The 15,433-nt window shown below is 65.5% G+C and carries 13 protein-coding genes; 4 read left to right on the top strand and 9 right to left on the bottom strand.

Annotation, left to right across the window (positions count from 1 at the left end):
* Window positions 1–6 precede the first annotated feature (6 nt).
* Window positions 7–621, top strand: coding sequence for a LysE family translocator (locus tag HU738_RS11120; RefSeq protein ID WP_186602295.1), 615 nt, complete (start codon window positions 7–9; stop codon window positions 619–621).
* Here HU738_RS11120 and HU738_RS11115 read toward each other — a convergent pair.
* A complete protein-coding gene (locus tag HU738_RS11115) occupies window positions 599–1,294 on the bottom strand; it encodes a metallophosphoesterase (protein WP_186602293.1) in 696 nt (231 codons plus the stop codon). The two genes, HU738_RS11120 and HU738_RS11115, sit on opposite strands and share 23 nt — an antisense overlap.
* Before the next feature lie 74 nt (window positions 1,295–1,368).
* Here HU738_RS11115 and HU738_RS11110 point away from each other — a divergent pair, with 74 nt between their 5' ends.
* On the top strand, window positions 1,369–1,884 hold the full coding sequence (locus HU738_RS11110) for a DUF3016 domain-containing protein (RefSeq protein WP_186602291.1): 516 nt from the start codon (window positions 1,369–1,371) through the stop codon (window positions 1,882–1,884).
* Between the two features lie 77 nt (window positions 1,885–1,961).
* Window positions 1,962–2,699, top strand: coding sequence for a carbon-nitrogen hydrolase family protein (locus tag HU738_RS11105; RefSeq protein WP_186602289.1), 738 nt, complete (start codon window positions 1,962–1,964; stop codon window positions 2,697–2,699).
* A 29-nt stretch (window positions 2,700–2,728) separates the two neighbouring features.
* Here the strand turns inward: HU738_RS11105 and HU738_RS11100 are convergent, their stop codons facing one another.
* The 8 genes from HU738_RS11100 to HU738_RS11065 form a co-directional block, all read right to left on the bottom strand.
* Window positions 2,729–3,229: a methylated-DNA--[protein]-cysteine S-methyltransferase gene (locus tag HU738_RS11100; RefSeq protein ID WP_186602287.1), complete on the bottom strand. Its 501-nt coding sequence runs from the start codon at window positions 3,227–3,229 to the stop codon at window positions 2,729–2,731.
* A 78-nt stretch (window positions 3,230–3,307) separates the two neighbouring features.
* The gene (locus HU738_RS11095) at window positions 3,308–4,954 is read right to left on the bottom strand and encodes a fatty acid--CoA ligase (RefSeq protein WP_186602285.1); all 1,647 of its coding nucleotides are present in this window, start codon (window positions 4,952–4,954) and stop codon (window positions 3,308–3,310) included.
* An 11-nt stretch (window positions 4,955–4,965) separates the two neighbouring features.
* Window positions 4,966–6,735 carry an acyl-CoA dehydrogenase C-terminal domain-containing protein gene (locus HU738_RS11090; protein WP_186602283.1) on the bottom strand — a complete coding sequence of 590 codons (1,770 nt, stop codon included), beginning with the start codon at window positions 6,733–6,735 and terminating at the stop codon, window positions 4,966–4,968.
* The gene (locus HU738_RS11085; protein WP_186602282.1) at window positions 6,728–9,193 is read right to left on the bottom strand and encodes an efflux RND transporter permease subunit; all 2,466 of its coding nucleotides are present in this window, start codon (window positions 9,191–9,193) and stop codon (window positions 6,728–6,730) included. Before HU738_RS11085 ends, HU738_RS11090 begins: the two co-directional genes overlap by 8 nt.
* Complete coding sequence (locus HU738_RS11080) at window positions 9,193–10,170, bottom strand: WD40/YVTN/BNR-like repeat-containing protein (protein WP_186602281.1); 978 nt, start codon at window positions 10,168–10,170, stop codon at window positions 9,193–9,195. Before HU738_RS11080 ends, HU738_RS11085 begins: the two co-directional genes overlap by 1 nt.
* A gap of 22 nt (window positions 10,171–10,192) precedes the next feature.
* On the bottom strand, window positions 10,193–11,551 hold the full coding sequence (locus HU738_RS11075) for a DUF1329 domain-containing protein (protein WP_186602280.1): 1,359 nt from the start codon (window positions 11,549–11,551) through the stop codon (window positions 10,193–10,195).
* 38 nt (window positions 11,552–11,589) lie between these two features.
* The gene (locus tag HU738_RS11070) at window positions 11,590–13,545 is read right to left on the bottom strand and encodes a DUF1302 domain-containing protein (protein WP_186602279.1); all 1,956 of its coding nucleotides are present in this window, start codon (window positions 13,543–13,545) and stop codon (window positions 11,590–11,592) included.
* Window positions 13,546–13,631: 86 nt separating this feature from the next.
* Window positions 13,632–14,198, bottom strand: a complete 567-nt coding sequence (locus HU738_RS11065) for an RBBP9/YdeN family alpha/beta hydrolase (protein WP_186602278.1) — start codon at window positions 14,196–14,198, stop codon at window positions 13,632–13,634.
* A 191-nt stretch (window positions 14,199–14,389) separates the two neighbouring features.
* On the opposite strand from HU738_RS11065, the gene HU738_RS11060 reads away from it, so the two are divergent.
* Window positions 14,390–15,400: an AraC family transcriptional regulator gene (locus HU738_RS11060; RefSeq protein ID WP_186602277.1), complete on the top strand. Its 1,011-nt coding sequence runs from the start codon at window positions 14,390–14,392 to the stop codon at window positions 15,398–15,400.
* Window positions 15,401–15,433: the final 33 nt, after the last annotated feature.

Below are 15,433 nucleotides of genomic sequence, written 5' to 3'. Positions count from 1 at the left end.
CCCACCATGGAGCAGTTCCTGATCGTCGCCCTCGCCCACTTCCTCGCCCTGCTTTCACCCGGCCCGGACTTTTTCCTGGTCGCCCGCACCTCGGTCGCGGCCGGCTGGCGCGTGGCCAGCGGCGCCTGCCTGGGCATCGCCTTGGCCAATGGCTTGTTCATTGCCATGGCCTTTGCCGGCCTGGCCATCCTGCGCGAAGGCAGCGGATTGTTCATTACCTTGCAATGGGCCGGTGCCGGCTACCTGCTGTACATCGGCCTGCTGTTCCTGCGCCATGCCGGTAACAGTGAACTGACGGCCGTTGCCGGAAAGGGTGCGGTAGCCGGTTGGTGGCGTGGCCTGGGCATGGGTTTTCTGTCTGGGGCGCTGAATCCGAAGAACGCGCTGTTCTACGCCAGCCTCGCCGGCATGGTGGCCAGCAGCAGCGCGGGCTGGAAATGGCTCTACAGCGCCTGGATGTTCAGCATCGTGCTGCTGTGGGACCTGCTGGTGGCTGCGGCCATCGGCAATCAACGCCTGCTGCGGCGCTTCGCTCGTGCCCTGCCGTGGCTGGAACGGGCCTCCGGGATCATGCTGATGGGGCTGGCCGTGGCGTTGCTCATTCATCTGCTGCCGGGCTGACCAGACGCAGGCTGGCGAGGTCCATCAGGCTGAAATGGCCGCTGGCCCAGCCACCAGTATCCAGGTGCCAGACGTTGCCCAGCTGCTTGGCCCGCAATACCGGCGTATGCCCTACCAGCAAGGCGCGCAAGCCTGCCACGCGCTCGGTGTTGCCTTCCTTCAGGCGCTGGCGCGACCACTGGCACACCTCGCGAACGCCGGCGTCGTCATCGAACAGCAGGCTGTCGCGCAATGCGCTCCAGTCGTTGAACGGGCTATCGGCATGCAGTAAACCGATCGGGCCGGTGTCGGTCTGGACTTCCAGGGCAATCGGCAGCTGCAGGAACCGTTCGACGAAGATCGCCTGCCTGTCCCTGGGCATATCGATGAACCAGCCACCACCGGCGGCACGGTACATCTCCAGGTCCAGGCGCCCGCCATGCAGGCAGGTGATCGCCAGCGACTCGTGATTACCCTGCACGGCATGGAACCAGGGCTGTTCCAACCAATCCAGGCACTCTTCACTGTGCGGCCCGCGGTCGACCAGGTCGCCGACGCTGAACAGCCGGTCCACTGCCGGGTCGAAACCGGCCGCTTCCAGGCATTGCTCAAGCCGCCGGAAATGCCCGTGGATATCGCCCACGGCCAGGTCACGACCCTTGCTGTTGGCGGCTACCCGCCGAAACCGGCTCATTACAATGTTCCTCTGCTGGCGCGCTGCGGCCGGCGTAAAATGGAGCGACACGCAGCCCGCCCTGGAGGTGCATCATGCGTAACGCTCTTGTCTGTGCCGTGCTCATGGCGCTGTCATTCAACAGCATGGCACAAGGCACCCCGCCTGCGCAGGTCGAGGTGCGTTTCGACCACCCGGAAAAATTCCGCGACGCCAGCCTCGATGGCCCTGGCTATGAACGCGGCGCCGACCCCTACGTGATGAAGACCTTGACCGAGTACCTGCAGAAACTCGGCCAGCGCTACCTGCAGCCCGACCAGCAGCTGGTCATCGACATTCGCGACATCGACCTCGCCGGCCGTTACGAACCGTGGCACACCCAGGCCTACGATGTGCGCTTCATGCGCGACATCACCTGGCCGACCATCGACCTGAGCTACACCCTGCACCAGCCCGGCAACCCCGACCACCAGGCGCAGGAGCGGGTCAGCGACAAGATGTACCTGAGCCGCCCAGGCCGCGCTTCCCACAGCAGCGACCGCCTGTATGCGGAAAAAGCCATGCTCGACGACTGGTTCCGCCAGCGGTTCGGCCGGCATTCGCCGTCCTGAAGTCACCCTTTGCTGGCACAGGCGAGCGTGACGGGAGTATGCTCGGCCTTCGACCTGTACCAGGGAAGGGACCCACCGTGAAACTCTGTGCCGTACAACTGGCGTCGCGCAAAGGCGACCTGGCCGGCAACCTCGGCCGCCATCTGCGCTGCATCGAGCAAGCCGCGGCACTGGGCGCGGAACTGGTGGTGTTCCCGGAACTGTCGTTGACCGGTTACGAACCAACCCTGGCGCGCCAGGTGGCCCTGCCGGTGACCTCGGCCCGCCTCCAACCGTTGCAGGCGCTTTGCGATCAGTTGGCAATCAGCGCTGCCGTGGGCATGCCACTGCCGACCGCAGAGGGCATTCGCATCGGTATGCCCATCCTGCGCCCGGGCCTGCCGCCCCTGACGTATGCCAAGCAGCGCCTGCATGACGATGAACGGCCGTTCTTCACGCCTGGCGATCAACCACTGGTGTTCGATTCCGGGGCGCTGCAGATCGCCCCGGCCATCTGCTACGAATCGATGTTCATCGAACATGCCGCGCAGGCCCAAGGGCTGGGTGCCGAGTTGTATCTGGTCAGCGTGGCCAAGACCGCCAGAGGTATCCGCGAGGGCCACGAACATTACCCGGAGGTGGCGCGCACCTTGGGCATACCGGTGCTGCTGGCCAACTGCGTCGGGCCGGCTGACAACTTCATCGGGGCCGGCGGCTCGGCAGCTTGGGACAACCAGGGCAATCTGTTGGCGGCGCTGGATGACAAGGCCGAAGGCCTGATCCTGCTGGATACCGCCAGCAACATTGCGCTCGGTGTACCTCTCGGCCTGAATTGAACACCCGCGAAGCGGCCGGTGCCGGTTGTTCAGAGGTCCAGGGCCAGGGTCTGCCGCCCCTCCAGCGCCAGCAGATACTGCTTGGCCGGCAAGCCCCCGGCAAACCCGGTCAGGCTCCCGGATGCACCGATCACCCGGTGACACGGCGCAATGATCGAGATCGGGTTGCGCCCGTTGGCTGCACCCACTGCCCGCACGGCACCGGGGTTGCCGATCTGGCAGGCGATGTCGCGGTAGCTGCGGGTTTGGCCAAAGGGAATGGTCAGCAAGGCCGCCCACACCTGGCGCTGGAATTCGGTACCGGCAAAGTCCAGCGCCAGTTCGAAGCGCTGGCGCGTGCCTGCGAAGTACTCGCCCAGCTGGCGGGCCGTTTCGCGCAGCGTCGGATGGCGGTCATCGCGGTGCAGCTGGCCAAGCCGCACGCGGTTCTCGCACTCCTCCTCCCACAGCACGGCGGCGAGGCGCTCGCCGCGTGCCACCAGGGTCAGGGTGCCGACCGGAGACGGCATCAAGGTAAAGGCGCTGGACATCTGAGTTCCCTCCGGCAAACCAGTTTCAGCGCACTTTAACGTCACGCGCCGCCTCCCGCACTCGCTTTCTTGCGCAGGTTATTCGGTGAGCAGCGACCGCCGGATCAGCTTCTTGTCGACCTTGCCTACGCTGGTTTTCGGAATTTGCCCGACACAGCGTATCTGCCGTGGAATCGCCCACTTGTTCAGCTGGCCGCTGGCGACAAAGGGTTGCAGGTGTTCGGCCAGTGCCGCCGCATCCAGTTGCCGGCCTTCAGTGCACACCAGCCAGGCCAGCGGCTGCTCGCCCCACTGCGGGTCCGGCACGCCGACCACCGCCACCGCCTCGACGGCCGGGTGCTGGCTGATCAGGCTTTCCAGTTCGACCGAGCTGATCCACTCGCCACCGGTCTTGATCACATCCTTGATGCGATCACGGATGCGCAACACGCCACCTGCATCGACGCAGGCCAGGTCCCCGGTGTGCAGCCAGCCACCGCGCCACAGCGCAGCGCCTTGCTCCGGTTCGTTGAGGTAACCCTGGGTCAACCATGGCGCGCGCACCACCACTTCACCCAGGCGCTCGCCATCGTGCGGCACATCATGGCCTGCGTCGTCGACGATACGCAGGTCCACCAGCGCGATCGGCACACCGGCACTGATGCGCAACGGCACCTGCTCGGCCACGGGCAGCGCCAGGTCCTGCGCACTGAGGCGGGTGACACTGAGCAGCGGGCAGCTTTCCGACATGCCATAGCCGCAGTGCACGCGGATGCCGCGGTGGCTGGCGCGCTGCGCCAGCCCTACAGTCAGCGCGCTGCCACCGAGCAGCATCTTCCAGCCGACCAGGTCGGTGCGCCGGCCTTCGTCGCAGTCGAGCATCATCTGCAGCACGGTCGGCACGCAGTGCGAGAAGGTCACCCCCTCCTGACGATACAACCGTACCAGGCGGTTGGGCTCGTAGCGCCCCGGGTAGACCTGCTTGATGCCCAGCGCCGTGGCCACATAGGGTACGCCCCAGGCATGCACATGGAACATCGGCGTGATCGGCATGTACACGTCGCCCTCGCGCAACAGCGGCTCAGCACCGCAGGCAGCCAGGGTCGCCTGTTCGGCCAGGGTGTGCAGCACCAGTTGGCGATGGCTGAAGTACACGCCCTTGGGCTGGCCGGTGGTGCCGGTGGTGTAGAACAGCGTCGCCAGGGAGTTTTCGTCGAAGTCAGGGAAGTCGAAGCTGTCGCCCGCCGCGCCTAGCAGCGCCTCGTACTCGCCCAGCGTGGGCAGTGCCGGCTGGTCCCAGGCGCCATCGCTGAGGCGGATGAAGCCTTGCACGGTCGGCAGCTCCTCGCGCAGCTGCTCCATCAGCGGCAGGAAGTCGTCATGCACCAGCACCAGCCGGTCTTCGGCATGGTTCATGGTGTAGCGGACCTGCTCGGTGGACAGCCGCACGTTGACGGTGTGCAGCACCGCACCGAGCATGGGCACGGCGAAGAAGCATTCCAGGGCGCGGTGGCTGTCCCAGTCGAGCAAGGCGACGGTGTCGCCAGGCCTGACCCCGGCCTCGGTGAGCACGTTGGCCAGGCGCTGGATGCGTTCGATCAGCGTCGTGTAGCAGTAGCGCAGCTTGTCGGCGTAGACGATTTCCTGGTTCGGCTGGTAGCGCACGCCCGACAACAACAGACGCTTTATCAGCAACGGGTAGCCATAGGCCTGTTCGGCGGCCGGCATGATGCGGGTGGTAGTCATCGCGGCTTCCTTCACAGCAGGTCGGCATCGAGCAGGTACAGGCTGTGGCTGCCTGCCCTGACGCTGGCGCTGAGCGAATGGGTGCGTGGCAGCAGGCGAGCGAAGAAGAAGCGCGCGGTAGCCAGCTTGCTCTGGTGGAACGGCTCGGGCTGTAAGGTGTTCAGGGCGACTTCAGCCATGCGTGCCCACAGGTAGGCATACAGCGTGTAGCCGAACGCATGCAGGTACTCCACCGACGCAGCGCCTATCTCCTGGGGGTTGCCCTGGCCACGGTCGAGCACCCAGTCCGTCAGTTCGTCCAGTTCGTCCAGCGCCGCCAGCAGCGGAGTCGCGAACTCGGCTGAAAACGCCTCGGCGCAGGTGCGGATCTCTGCCGACAGCAAGCGGTAGGTCTGGCCACCATCGCCCAGCAGCTTGCGCCCCACCAGGTCGAGGGCCTGGATGCCGTTGGCGCCTTCGTAGATCTGGTTAATGCGGCAATCGCGGATCAGCTGTTCCTGGCCCCATTCACGGATATAACCGTGGCCACCGAACACCTGCTGGCCATGCACGGTGGTTTCCAGGCCCATGTCGGTGAGAAAAGCCTTGGCCACCGGCGTCATCAAGGCCACCCTGGCCTCGGCCAGGCGACGCGCGCCGGCATCCTCGCTGTACTTGGCCAGGTCCAACTGCAGCGCCACGTAGGTGGAAAACGCCCGCCCGCCTTCGTTCAGTGCCTTCATGGTCAGCAGCATGCGCCGCACATCCGGGTGCACGACGATCGGGTCGGCGGCCTGCCCGGGCGCCTCGGCGCCGGTCGGTGCACGGCCCTGCTGGCGGTCGCGGGCATAGGCGATGGCGTTCTGGTAGGAGCGCTCGCCCAGGGCCAGGCCCTGAATTCCCACGCCCAGACGCTCGTAGTTCATCATGGTGAACATGGCGTTGAGGCCCTTGTTCGGCTCGCCGACCAGGTAACCGATGGCGCCGTCGAAGTTCATCACGCAGGTGGCCGAGGCTTTGATGCCCATCTTGTGCTCGATCGAAGCACAACTGACCGCGTTGGCCTCACCCAGCGTGCCATCGTCCCCGACCCGCACTTTCGGCACCAGGAACAGGGAAATACCCTTTGCACCTGCAGGTGCATCAGGCAGGCGGGCCAGCACCAGATGAATGATGTTCTCGGTCAGGTCCTGCTCACCCCCGGTAATGAAGATCTTGCTGCCGCTGATCCGGTAGCAGCCATCGGCCGACGGTTCGGCACGGGTGCGCAGCAGGCCCAGGTCGGTGCCGCAGTGCGGCTCGGTGAGGCACATCGTGCCCGTCCAGCGGCCTTCGTACATCGGTGGCAGGTAACGGGCCTTGAGCGGCTCGCTGGCGTGGTTGAGCAGTGACAGGCAAGCACCTGCGGTCAGCATCGGGTAAAGGCCGAACGACAGGTTGGCGGCGTTGAGCATCTCTTCGAGCTGGGCGCCGATCACTTTCGGCATGCCCATGCCGCCATACTCCGGCGCGCCGGCGACCCCCACCCAGCCATCTTCGGCGAAGGCCCGATAGGCGTCGGCAAAGCCATCTGGGGTGATCACGCGGCCGTTTTCCCAACGGCAACCCTGTTCGTCACCCGTGCGGTTGAGCGGCGCCACCACGTCGGCAATCAGCCTGCCGGCCTGTTCGAGCACAGCCCGGGCAGTGTCAGCATCGACCTGCTCGGCCAGCGCCGGGGTCTGCGCCCACCAGGCCGGGATATCGAACACTTCGTTTAACAGGAAATCCATGTCGCGCAGTGGCGGAAGGTAATCAGACATGAGGCGAACACTCGGTTTCTGGGGTTGACGAACGTGACGCGGCGCGGGCCCGGCTTGCCGCCGGGGCGCCATGGCCACGCAGGAGGAAGTGCGACAGCGCCGGGATCAGCACCAGCGCGCCGAGCATGTTCCAGAGGAACATGAAGGTCAGCAGCAGGCCCATGTCGGCCTGGAACTTGATGGGCGACCAAGCCCAACCGACTACGCCAGCGGCCAGGGTGATGCCCACCAGGCCGACCACGCGCCCAGTGAAGGCCACGGCCTTCTTATAGGCCTGGGCCAGTGGCAGGCCGGCACGCTGGTGGTGCAGCTGCACGCTGAGCAGGTACAACGCGTAGTCGACGCCAATGCCTACGCCGAGGGCGATCACCGGCAAGGTGGCAACCTTGACGCCGATGCCCAGGGCCACCATCAGCGCTTCGCACAGCAGCGAGGTGAGCATCAAGGGCAGGACGGCCACCACGGTGGCGCGCCAGCTGCGGAAGGTGAACAGGCAGAACAGGGTAACGGCCAGGTACACCAGCAGCAGCATGCGATGGTTGGCCTCGCGCACGACGCTATTGGTGGCGGCCTCGATACCGGCACTGCCGGCGGCCAACAGGAACTGATGATCCTCGCTACCGTTGGCCTGGGCGAAACGCTCGGCGGCGACGGCGACCTGCGCCAGGGTGTCGGCACGGTGGTCCTTGAGGTAGGCGATCACCGGCATCAGCGAGCAGTCGTTGTTGAACAGCTCCGGGGTGTTGACCGAGGCCTGCTGGGCGGCGTAGTTGAGCACGTCCTGGTTGCGCTGCAGGCTGTTCAGGCGCGGGTTGCCTTCGTAGGTGCCGGCGGTGATCTGGCGCACCGCGTTGGCCAGCGACAGCGTGGTCTGCACCCCGGGCAACTGTTGCAGCTCCCAGGCCAGGCGGTCGGCCAGCACCAGCGTCTGGTAGCGCAGGCAGCCTTCCGGCGGTGTCTTGACCATCACCGCAAAGGTGTCACTGCTGAGCGCGTAGTGACGGGTGATGAAGGCGTTGTCGCGGTTGTAACGCGAATCGGCGCGCAACTCCGGGGCACCGCTGTCGAGGTCGCCGATCTTCAGCTGCAGGCTGCCCCATGCACCGATGGCGGCCAGCACCATGGCTACCAGCAGTGCGCCGCTGGCCCACTTGCGCTCGGTGAAACGGTCAAGCACGTCCCACACGCGGCCAAAGCCCCGGTGCTGCGCCGCGCGGGCATCGATGTACAAGGCGCGCACGGCGGCCTTGCGGCCGACACCGACGTACGACAATGCCACCGGCATCAGCAGCAGCGAGGTGAAGATCAGCACCGCCACGCCGATGCTGGCGGTGATGGCCAGGTCCTGGATCACCGGGATATCGATCAGCATCAACACGGCAAAGCCCACCGCGTCCGCCAGCAGCGCGGTGACCCCGGCCACGAACAGGCGGCGGAAGGTGTAGCGTGCGGCGATCTGCCGGTGAGTGCCGCGGCCGATGTCCTGGAGGATGCCGTTCATCTTCTGCGCAGCGTGGGACACACCGATGGCGAAGATCAGGAATGGCACCAGAATCGAGTACGGGTCGATGGCATAGCCCAGCCAGGCGACGATGCCCAGCTGCCAGACCACTGCGGTCAGCGAGCACAGCACCACCAGCAGGGTGCTGCGCACGCAGCGGGTGTACAGGTAGATGATCACCAGGCTGGTGACCACGGCCAGGGCAAAGAACGCCATGACCTGGATCAGCCCATCGATCAGGTCCCCCATCAGTTTGGCAAAGCCGATCACGTGGATCTGGTACTGGCCGCTGGCCTGATAGCGGCTGCGCAGGTGTTCGAGCTTTTGCGAAAAGCCCCGGTAGTCAATGCCTTTGCCGGTGGCCGAATCCTGGTCCAGCAGCGGCACGATGAGCATGCTCGACTTGAAGTCGCGGGCCACCAGGCTGCCGACGATACTGGCGCGTTCGATGTTCTGCCGCAGCTGTTCGATATCGGCAGCCGTACCCTGGTAGCCGTCGGGCATCACCGGGCCACCCTGGAAGCCCTCCTCGGTGACCTCGGTCCAGCGCACTGCCGGGCTCCACAACGATTTCATCCAGGCGCGGTCGACGCCATCGCTGAGAAACAGCTCGTCGTTGATCTGGCGCAAGGTCTGCAGGTAGTCGGGGTCGAAGATGTCGCCGCGGGTATTCTCCACCACCACCCGCACCGAGTTGCCCAGGCCGCGCAGCGATTGGCGGTTTGCCAGGTAGTTCTGGATGTAGGGGTGGCTCTGCGGCAGCATTTTTTCGAAGCTGGGGCGCAGTTCCAGGCGGGTCAGTGCCAGGTAGCCGAGCACCAGGGTGGTCAACAGCATGCCCAGCACGAAGGCCAGGCGGTGGTTGAATACCAGGCGCTCCAGGCGATTGCCCGAACGGGGGTCGAAGTCGGCAAGGTCGTGGATCACCGGCAGTGGGTCTTGGCGGATATCGGCCATCAGGGTCTTCTCTCGTCGAAGGTACGCGCGCCCCGCTCGCCCACCAGTACCAGGCCGGTACCGGCGTCGTCGGTGAGCGCGGTCACCGGGCCACGTGTGGCTTGTGGCTGCAGTCTGAAGCTGGCGCCACCGTCGCGGCTGAGCAGCAGGTCGCCGGCCTGGCTGGCCAGCCAGACATCGCCGCCTGTGCCAAGGCTGGCCGCCGTGAGGCTGGTCTTCACCCCGCTGCTGACCGGTTGCCATTGCTGGCCGCCATCGGTGCTGCGGTAGGCATTGCCGCGCAGGCCGTAGATCAGCAGCAGCCCGGGTTTGCCCACGGCGCCGAACAAGGTGCCGGCATACGGCGTCGGCACCTGGTCGAAGCGTTCACCTGCGGCATCCAGCTTGAGCAACAGGCCCTGCTCGCCGGTGATGTACAGCGCGTCACCGACCGGCGCCAGGCTGGTCAGGTGCAGGCCCTGCGGGTTGTCGCTGTGGTCCTGCCAGGGCAACCAGTGCTGGCCGCCGTCCTCGGTGCGCAGCAACAGGTTGAACAGGCCCACGGCATAGCCGTGCTGGTCATCGCTGAACCAGACATCGAGCAAGGTGCTGTCGGTACCCTCGGCCAATTCACGGCCATCGAGCTGCTTTTCCCAGTGCTGGCCGCGGTCGCGGCTGTGCAGCACCACGCCGTCGTTGCCCACCGCCCAACCTTGCTCGGCAGTGGGGAAGCTGACGGCATTGAGATCGGCGCTGACCGGCACCTGGGCCTGCTGCCAGTGCGCACCCTGGTCGTCGGAATACAGGATGTGCCCGCGCGGGCCCACCGCCACCAGGCGCCCACCGGCCCGGGTCACATCACGCAGCGCACTGCCTGCGGCCAATGCACTGGGCATGGCCGGCAGGTCCAGCACGTCGGTAAAAGGGGCTGCCTGGAGCGCGCCTTGTAGCGCGCCCCAGAGCAGCATCGCCACGCTGCATCGTTTGAAGACAGCCATTGCCCACCTCTGCGCCATGCGCTCAGCGAATGCCGTTGCCGGCCAGCGATTCAGGCGACCACTGCGCCTTGGACAACGGGTCGATGTAGCGGATACCGCCGTAGGCACCGACCACGCCGTTGAGGTTGTAGGTGCCGCCGACCAGGTCGTAGATCATGAACGGCGTGGCATCCGGGGTCTGTTTGTCGTAGCTCTGGGTGAGGAAGGCGAATGAGCCACGGTACAGCTGGCCGCGGGCGTCATACTGGTCCGAGGCCAAGGCCACCCAGCTGTCCTCGTCCAAGTAGAAGCGGCGCTTGTGGTAGATGTGCCGTGCACCGTCCTTGAGCTTGCCTTCGACCACCCACACGCGGTGTTTTTCCCAGCGCACGAACTGCGGGGCAAGATGGTTGGGGGTGATCAACTGCTTGACGTCGGTGTTGTAGGTCAGCTGGTAGGTGTTGTACGGCACGTACATTTCCTGCTTGCCGACCAGGGTCCAGTCGTAGCGGTCAAGGGCGCCGTTGAAGACGAACACGTCGTCGTAGGTGCCAGACCCTGAAGTCCCCGGGTTGGGTGTGTCGTAGGCCAGGTTCGGCGCCAGCTTGACCCGACGCTGCCCCGGCAGGTACTGCCAGGCGCTGCGCGGCTGCACCAGCGGGTTGGCGGCATCGCGCAGCATCATCGCTTCACCGGCACGACGGGCGGGGCCGGTATACACTAGTTTCATCTGGTAGTAGGTGTCCTTGGCACCGATCGGCTTGTTCATGTCTTCGTAGATCGGGTAGCTGATGTTGGCCTGGCCGGTGGTCGACAGCGACGGCTTGCCGGCGGCGTCGACGTTCCACGAATCGTACTTGGCGGTCATGCTCACGCCCTGATAGCGCAGCAGGAAGTTCCACATCGCCTCGGCACCGTTCTGCGGGATCGGGAACGGAATGCCCGGTAGCACGTTGTCCACTGCAGTGCCGCCCTCCTGGCTCTTGGCGCCGGTGGCGTTCTTCAGGGTGTTGTCCAGCACCGCCTGGGGCAGCGCCACGCTGCGATGGGTCGGGTAGACATCGACGCGCATGGTCGGGAAGCGCTTGAGCAGTTCCAGGGTGGTGGCCGTCAGCTGGGCTTTGTACTGTTCGGCGTTCTTGCCATCGATGACCAGCAGCGGCTTTTCGTTGGCATACGGGTCGGGGCGCATGCTGGCGCCGCTCTGGTAGCTGGCCGGTGGCGTCAGCAAGCCGCCCTGGTAAGCCGGGATCGAGCCATCGGCACTGGCGGCCTGTTCCGCGCCCAGGGTGGTCAGGCTCTTGCCCAGCTTGGCCGCCTGGTCAGGCGATACCGCAGCGTGGGCCGCGTTGAGGGCGGCCAGGGACAGGCAGGTGGCCAACAGGGTTTTCACGTGGTTCATGATTGTTGTTTTCCTGTGAAGTCTGTGGAGGACAGGTCTCAGAACGTGGTCTTGAGGGTCAGGTACAGGGCGCCACGGTCTTCGGTGGTGGCACCACCGCCGGAGAAGGAGGCGTAGCCGCCGCCGTAGCAGGTGTAGTCCTGCTCGCCATCGAGGGCGTTCGGTGTGCTGCCGTCGGTCTGGCCATCCTTGCAGGACTGGGTCTTGCCGAAGCTGTCGACGTATTTGAGGTCGACGAAGTACTGGTTGTAGATGGCGGCGCTGACGCCCACCGCATAGTTGCCGGTGTCCTTGGCACCGCCACCCTGCACTGGCGACACACCGTCGATGCCGACGTTGACCGAAAGCGGCATGCTCAGGTCGATACCTGGCATCACCTGGAACCAGGTGGGCGTGAAGTTGACGGCAATTCCCCAGTTGTCACGGGTCGGCTGGTCGATGCCGCGGTATCTACTCTTGCCCTTGTACAAGGCCTCGTTGTGGCCATCGAGCTTGAGCAGGTTGCTGTAGAACAGCTCGCCCAGCAGCGTCGCCGAATCGAACAGCGGCGTGTTGCCGAGGGTCATCAGGCCGTTGAGGGTCCAGTGCAGGGTCTCACCGGTGGCACTCAGGCTGTCGCCGTCCTTGGGCACGTCGTAGACCACCCCGCTGCTGGCCAGGCGTGGCGGCAGCAGACCGAAGCCGCCGCCCAGGCCAGCCGTGCCGGGGGCACTGACGATCGCCGGGATGCTCGCCAGGGGCATGTGGTGGCGAATGTTCAGGTCGCTGCCGACGCTGATGCCGCCGATGTCCTTGGACAGGCTCAGGCCATAGATGTCGATGTCGTCGGAATAGGCGAACTGGTAGGTGGTGCTCTGCAACGAGTTGTACAGGTTGCCGACCGCACCCTGGCGGCTGGCCGGGGGCGCGCCGAACGGGCCGCGGGCCACGGTCATGCCGCGTGCGTCGAGCCAGGCCTGCGGCAGGATCTCGGAGGTCTTGCGGTAGTAGAAGCCCAACGTGCCGCCGAGCCACTCGGGCGACCACTTGGCCATGACACCCCAGTCGCCGCTGTTGCGCGGGGTCAGGTCATCGCCACGGCGGATGCTGGTGAGCGCACCGCGCACCGGGATCAGCCCCGGGGTGCCAGTGTGGCCGAGCAGGAAGCTCTGGGCGCCCTCGCCCACCACGTCGGAGCCACCGTAGTAGGTACCGGCTTCCGGCAGGCGCGCAGCATCCCAATCGAAGAAATACTGGGCGCCCAAGGTCAGCTCAGGGTTGACCATGAACGAGGTGGACAACTGGTTGCGGGGGACGAACAGCTCCTTGGCTTCGGTACCCGGCGAGGCAGCCAGCTTGGCCAGGTCCAGCCCGGACTGGCCGTAGCTCAGCGAGTGCACCGGGTTGAGCAGGGTTTCCCCCCAGAACAGGTTGTGCTGGCCGACTTTGGCGCTGATTTGCGATTGCTCGCCCACCTCGCGGCTGAAGAACACGAAGGCATCCAGCACCTCGCCCGAAGGGCCGCTGTAGTAGCGCTGTGCATAGTGGCTCAGGTGCGGGCTACCCAGCGGCACACCGGTGCCCGGCAGGCCATTGAGGCTGGGATTGATGCCAGACTGGTCACCGTTGCCGTTGACCAGCCGGTTGCTGTTGGAGCCGGTATTGTCATAAGCCTTGTCGTACCAGCTGGCGGTACTGACGCGAAAGCCGGTGTTGCCCTGGTAGACCACGTCCAGTTCGGTCAGCAGGTCGACGCGGTTGGTGATGTTGGTGCCGGCCTTGCGGAAGTTGTAGTCACCGTCATTGCTGTTGGGCGTGCCCAGCATACGTTTATCGGCGCTTTCAGTGCGCACGCCATAGTTGTACTTGACGGTATTGTCGAAGCGTACGGCCCAGTCTTCGCTGCCGGTAGTCACTTCGAAGGCTTGCGCGCCGGGCAGGCTGAGCAGGCCGATGGCGCAGGCGAGCAGGCAGCGCTGTGGTTTCACAGCACGGTGGATGCGGTGTTGTGGCATGGCGATGACTCCACTTATTGTTCTTGTTGTTCATGGCCGCCCGTCATCTGCGGGCTTGGCTTGGGCATCCGTGCGGGGTTGGCAGGTCAGTGGTCCAGGCGACGAATCAGGTTCTCGGCCAGCGGCCAGGGGCCAAAGCCGGCTGCCGGGTTGAGGTGGCCGACCGGCCCAAGGGCAACCAGTTCGCTGCCCCAGGCCTGGGCCATGACGCCAGCGGCGTCGAAACTGGCCAGCGGGTCATTGCTGCTGGCGGCGACGATGCTGGGGAACCGCAGCGGCGCCCTCGGCAACGGCGACCAGCCCTGCTCGGCCAGGCTTTGCGGGCTGGGGTAGTGGGCCGGCCACTGGGCGTGCAGATCGGGCGGTGCTGCCAGCAAGGCGCCTTTGATCGGCCGCTGATAGCGAGCGGCCCAGTGGGCCACCATGAGCACGCCAGCGCTGTGCGCCACCAGCACCACCTCACCGTCGATCTGCTCAAGCTCGCGCTGGATGGCTTCGACCCGGGCATCGCAGCTGAGCCTGTCGACCCGCAGCGGCGGTACGCTGCGGGCCTTGGCCAGGCGCGCCTGGAGCAAGGTCTGCCAATGCTCGCTGACATGCTCGCGCAGGCCAGGGATGATCAGCACGGTGGCGGTGGTTTGCAGTTTTTCCACGTCAGAACCTCGTCTTGCATCGGGGCTTGGATCGGGTACGAGGTTCACAGTAAAGAGGGGGCTCGGCGGGTGCTTCACATTGCGCGTCAGTGACTTTTCATTTGGTGACAAGCGGCGTTTACTGGCTTGTGCTTCTCATTGGATGACACGCAGGCTATAAATCACAGACCGTTTGACGGAAAACAATAAAAATGCCCGCCCTCGTCCGTGCCGCCAGCCTGACCAACTACCTCGAAGTGTCCCGCCATGTGGGCCTGAACCCCACCCCCTTGCTCGCCCAGGTGGGCCTCAGCGCTGCCCTGCTGGAGGACCCCAACCGGCGTATTCCGGCGGCCAACGTGATTGCCCTGCTGGAAGAGTCGGCCCGTGTCAGTGGTTGTGAAACCTTCGGCCTGCGCATGGCCGAATCGCGTCAACTCTCGGATTTCGGCGAGATCAGCCTGCTGCTCAGCCATCAGCGCAACCTGCGCGATGCCCTGGAAGTGATCGTCCAGTATCGTCACCTGCTCAACGATGCCCTGGCCATCCATGTCGAGGAAGCCGGCAAGACGGTCATCATTCGCGAAGAAGTGATCAACGAGCGGGCGCCGTGCAGCCGCCAGGCCACCGAGCTTGCCATCGGCGTGATGCTGCGCCTGTGTGCGGCGCTGCTGGGTAGCCAGTGGCACCCGATCAGCGCCAACTTCACCCATGCCGCGCCGGCCGACCTGGCCATCCATCGGCGTATCTTCGGCTGCACGCTGGTGTTCGGCAGCGAGTTCAACGGCATCGTCTGCCCCGCCGCCGACCTCGACTGCGCCAGCCCCCAGGCCAACGAGGCCATGGCACGCCTGGCACGGCGCTATCTGGACACCCTGCCTGCCGGCGGCACGCCGTCACTGGAGCTGGAGCTGCGCAAGACCATCTACCTGCTGCTGCCCATGGGCCGCGCCACCATCGAGCAGGTGGCGCAGACCCAGGGCATGAATGTGCGCACCCTGCAACGGCGCCTGGAGGAAGACGGGCTGACGTTCAAGGACATGATCAACAACGTGCGCCGCGACCTGGTGATGCGTTATCTGGAAAACCCCACCTATTCGCTGGGGCGCATCGCCGACATGCTCGGTTATTCGATGCCCAGTTCGTTCACCCGCTGGTTCATTGCCCAGTTCGGCATGCCACCCGCCACCTGGCGGGCACAGCATGCCGTGCAGGGGGCCTGAACACCCGAGTGCACCTGGGTCAGCGTCAGGCCG

The organism is Pseudomonas vlassakiae (assembly GCF_014269035.2).
Classification (GTDB): Bacteria; Pseudomonadota; Gammaproteobacteria; order Pseudomonadales; family Pseudomonadaceae; genus Aquipseudomonas; species Aquipseudomonas vlassakiae.
This window is presented reverse-complemented; position numbering and strand designations above follow the sequence as displayed.

Coding starts and splice junctions, on each gene's coding strand:
- HU738_RS11120 (WP_186602295.1), top strand. CDS start 7: ATGGAGCAGTTCCTGATCGTCGCCCTCGCCCACTTCCTCGCCCTGCTT.
- HU738_RS11115 (WP_186602293.1), bottom strand. CDS start 1,294: ATGAGCCGGTTTCGGCGGGTAGCCGCCAACAGCAAGGGTCGTGACCTG.
- HU738_RS11110 (WP_186602291.1), top strand. CDS start 1,369: ATGCGTAACGCTCTTGTCTGTGCCGTGCTCATGGCGCTGTCATTCAAC.
- HU738_RS11100 (WP_186602287.1), bottom strand. CDS start 3,229: ATGTCCAGCGCCTTTACCTTGATGCCGTCTCCGGTCGGCACCCTGACC.
- HU738_RS11095 (WP_186602285.1), bottom strand. CDS start 4,954: ATGACTACCACCCGCATCATGCCGGCCGCCGAACAGGCCTATGGCTAC.
- HU738_RS11090 (WP_186602283.1), bottom strand. CDS start 6,735: ATGTCTGATTACCTTCCGCCACTGCGCGACATGGATTTCCTGTTAAAC.
- HU738_RS11085 (WP_186602282.1), bottom strand. CDS start 9,193: ATGGCCGATATCCGCCAAGACCCACTGCCGGTGATCCACGACCTTGCC.
- HU738_RS11080 (WP_186602281.1), bottom strand. CDS start 10,170: ATGGCTGTCTTCAAACGATGCAGCGTGGCGATGCTGCTCTGGGGCGCG.
- HU738_RS11075 (WP_186602280.1), bottom strand. CDS start 11,551: ATGAACCACGTGAAAACCCTGTTGGCCACCTGCCTGTCCCTGGCCGCC.
- HU738_RS11070 (WP_186602279.1), bottom strand. CDS start 13,545: ATGCCACAACACCGCATCCACCGTGCTGTGAAACCACAGCGCTGCCTG.
- HU738_RS11060 (WP_186602277.1), top strand. CDS start 14,390: ATGCCCGCCCTCGTCCGTGCCGCCAGCCTGACCAACTACCTCGAAGTG.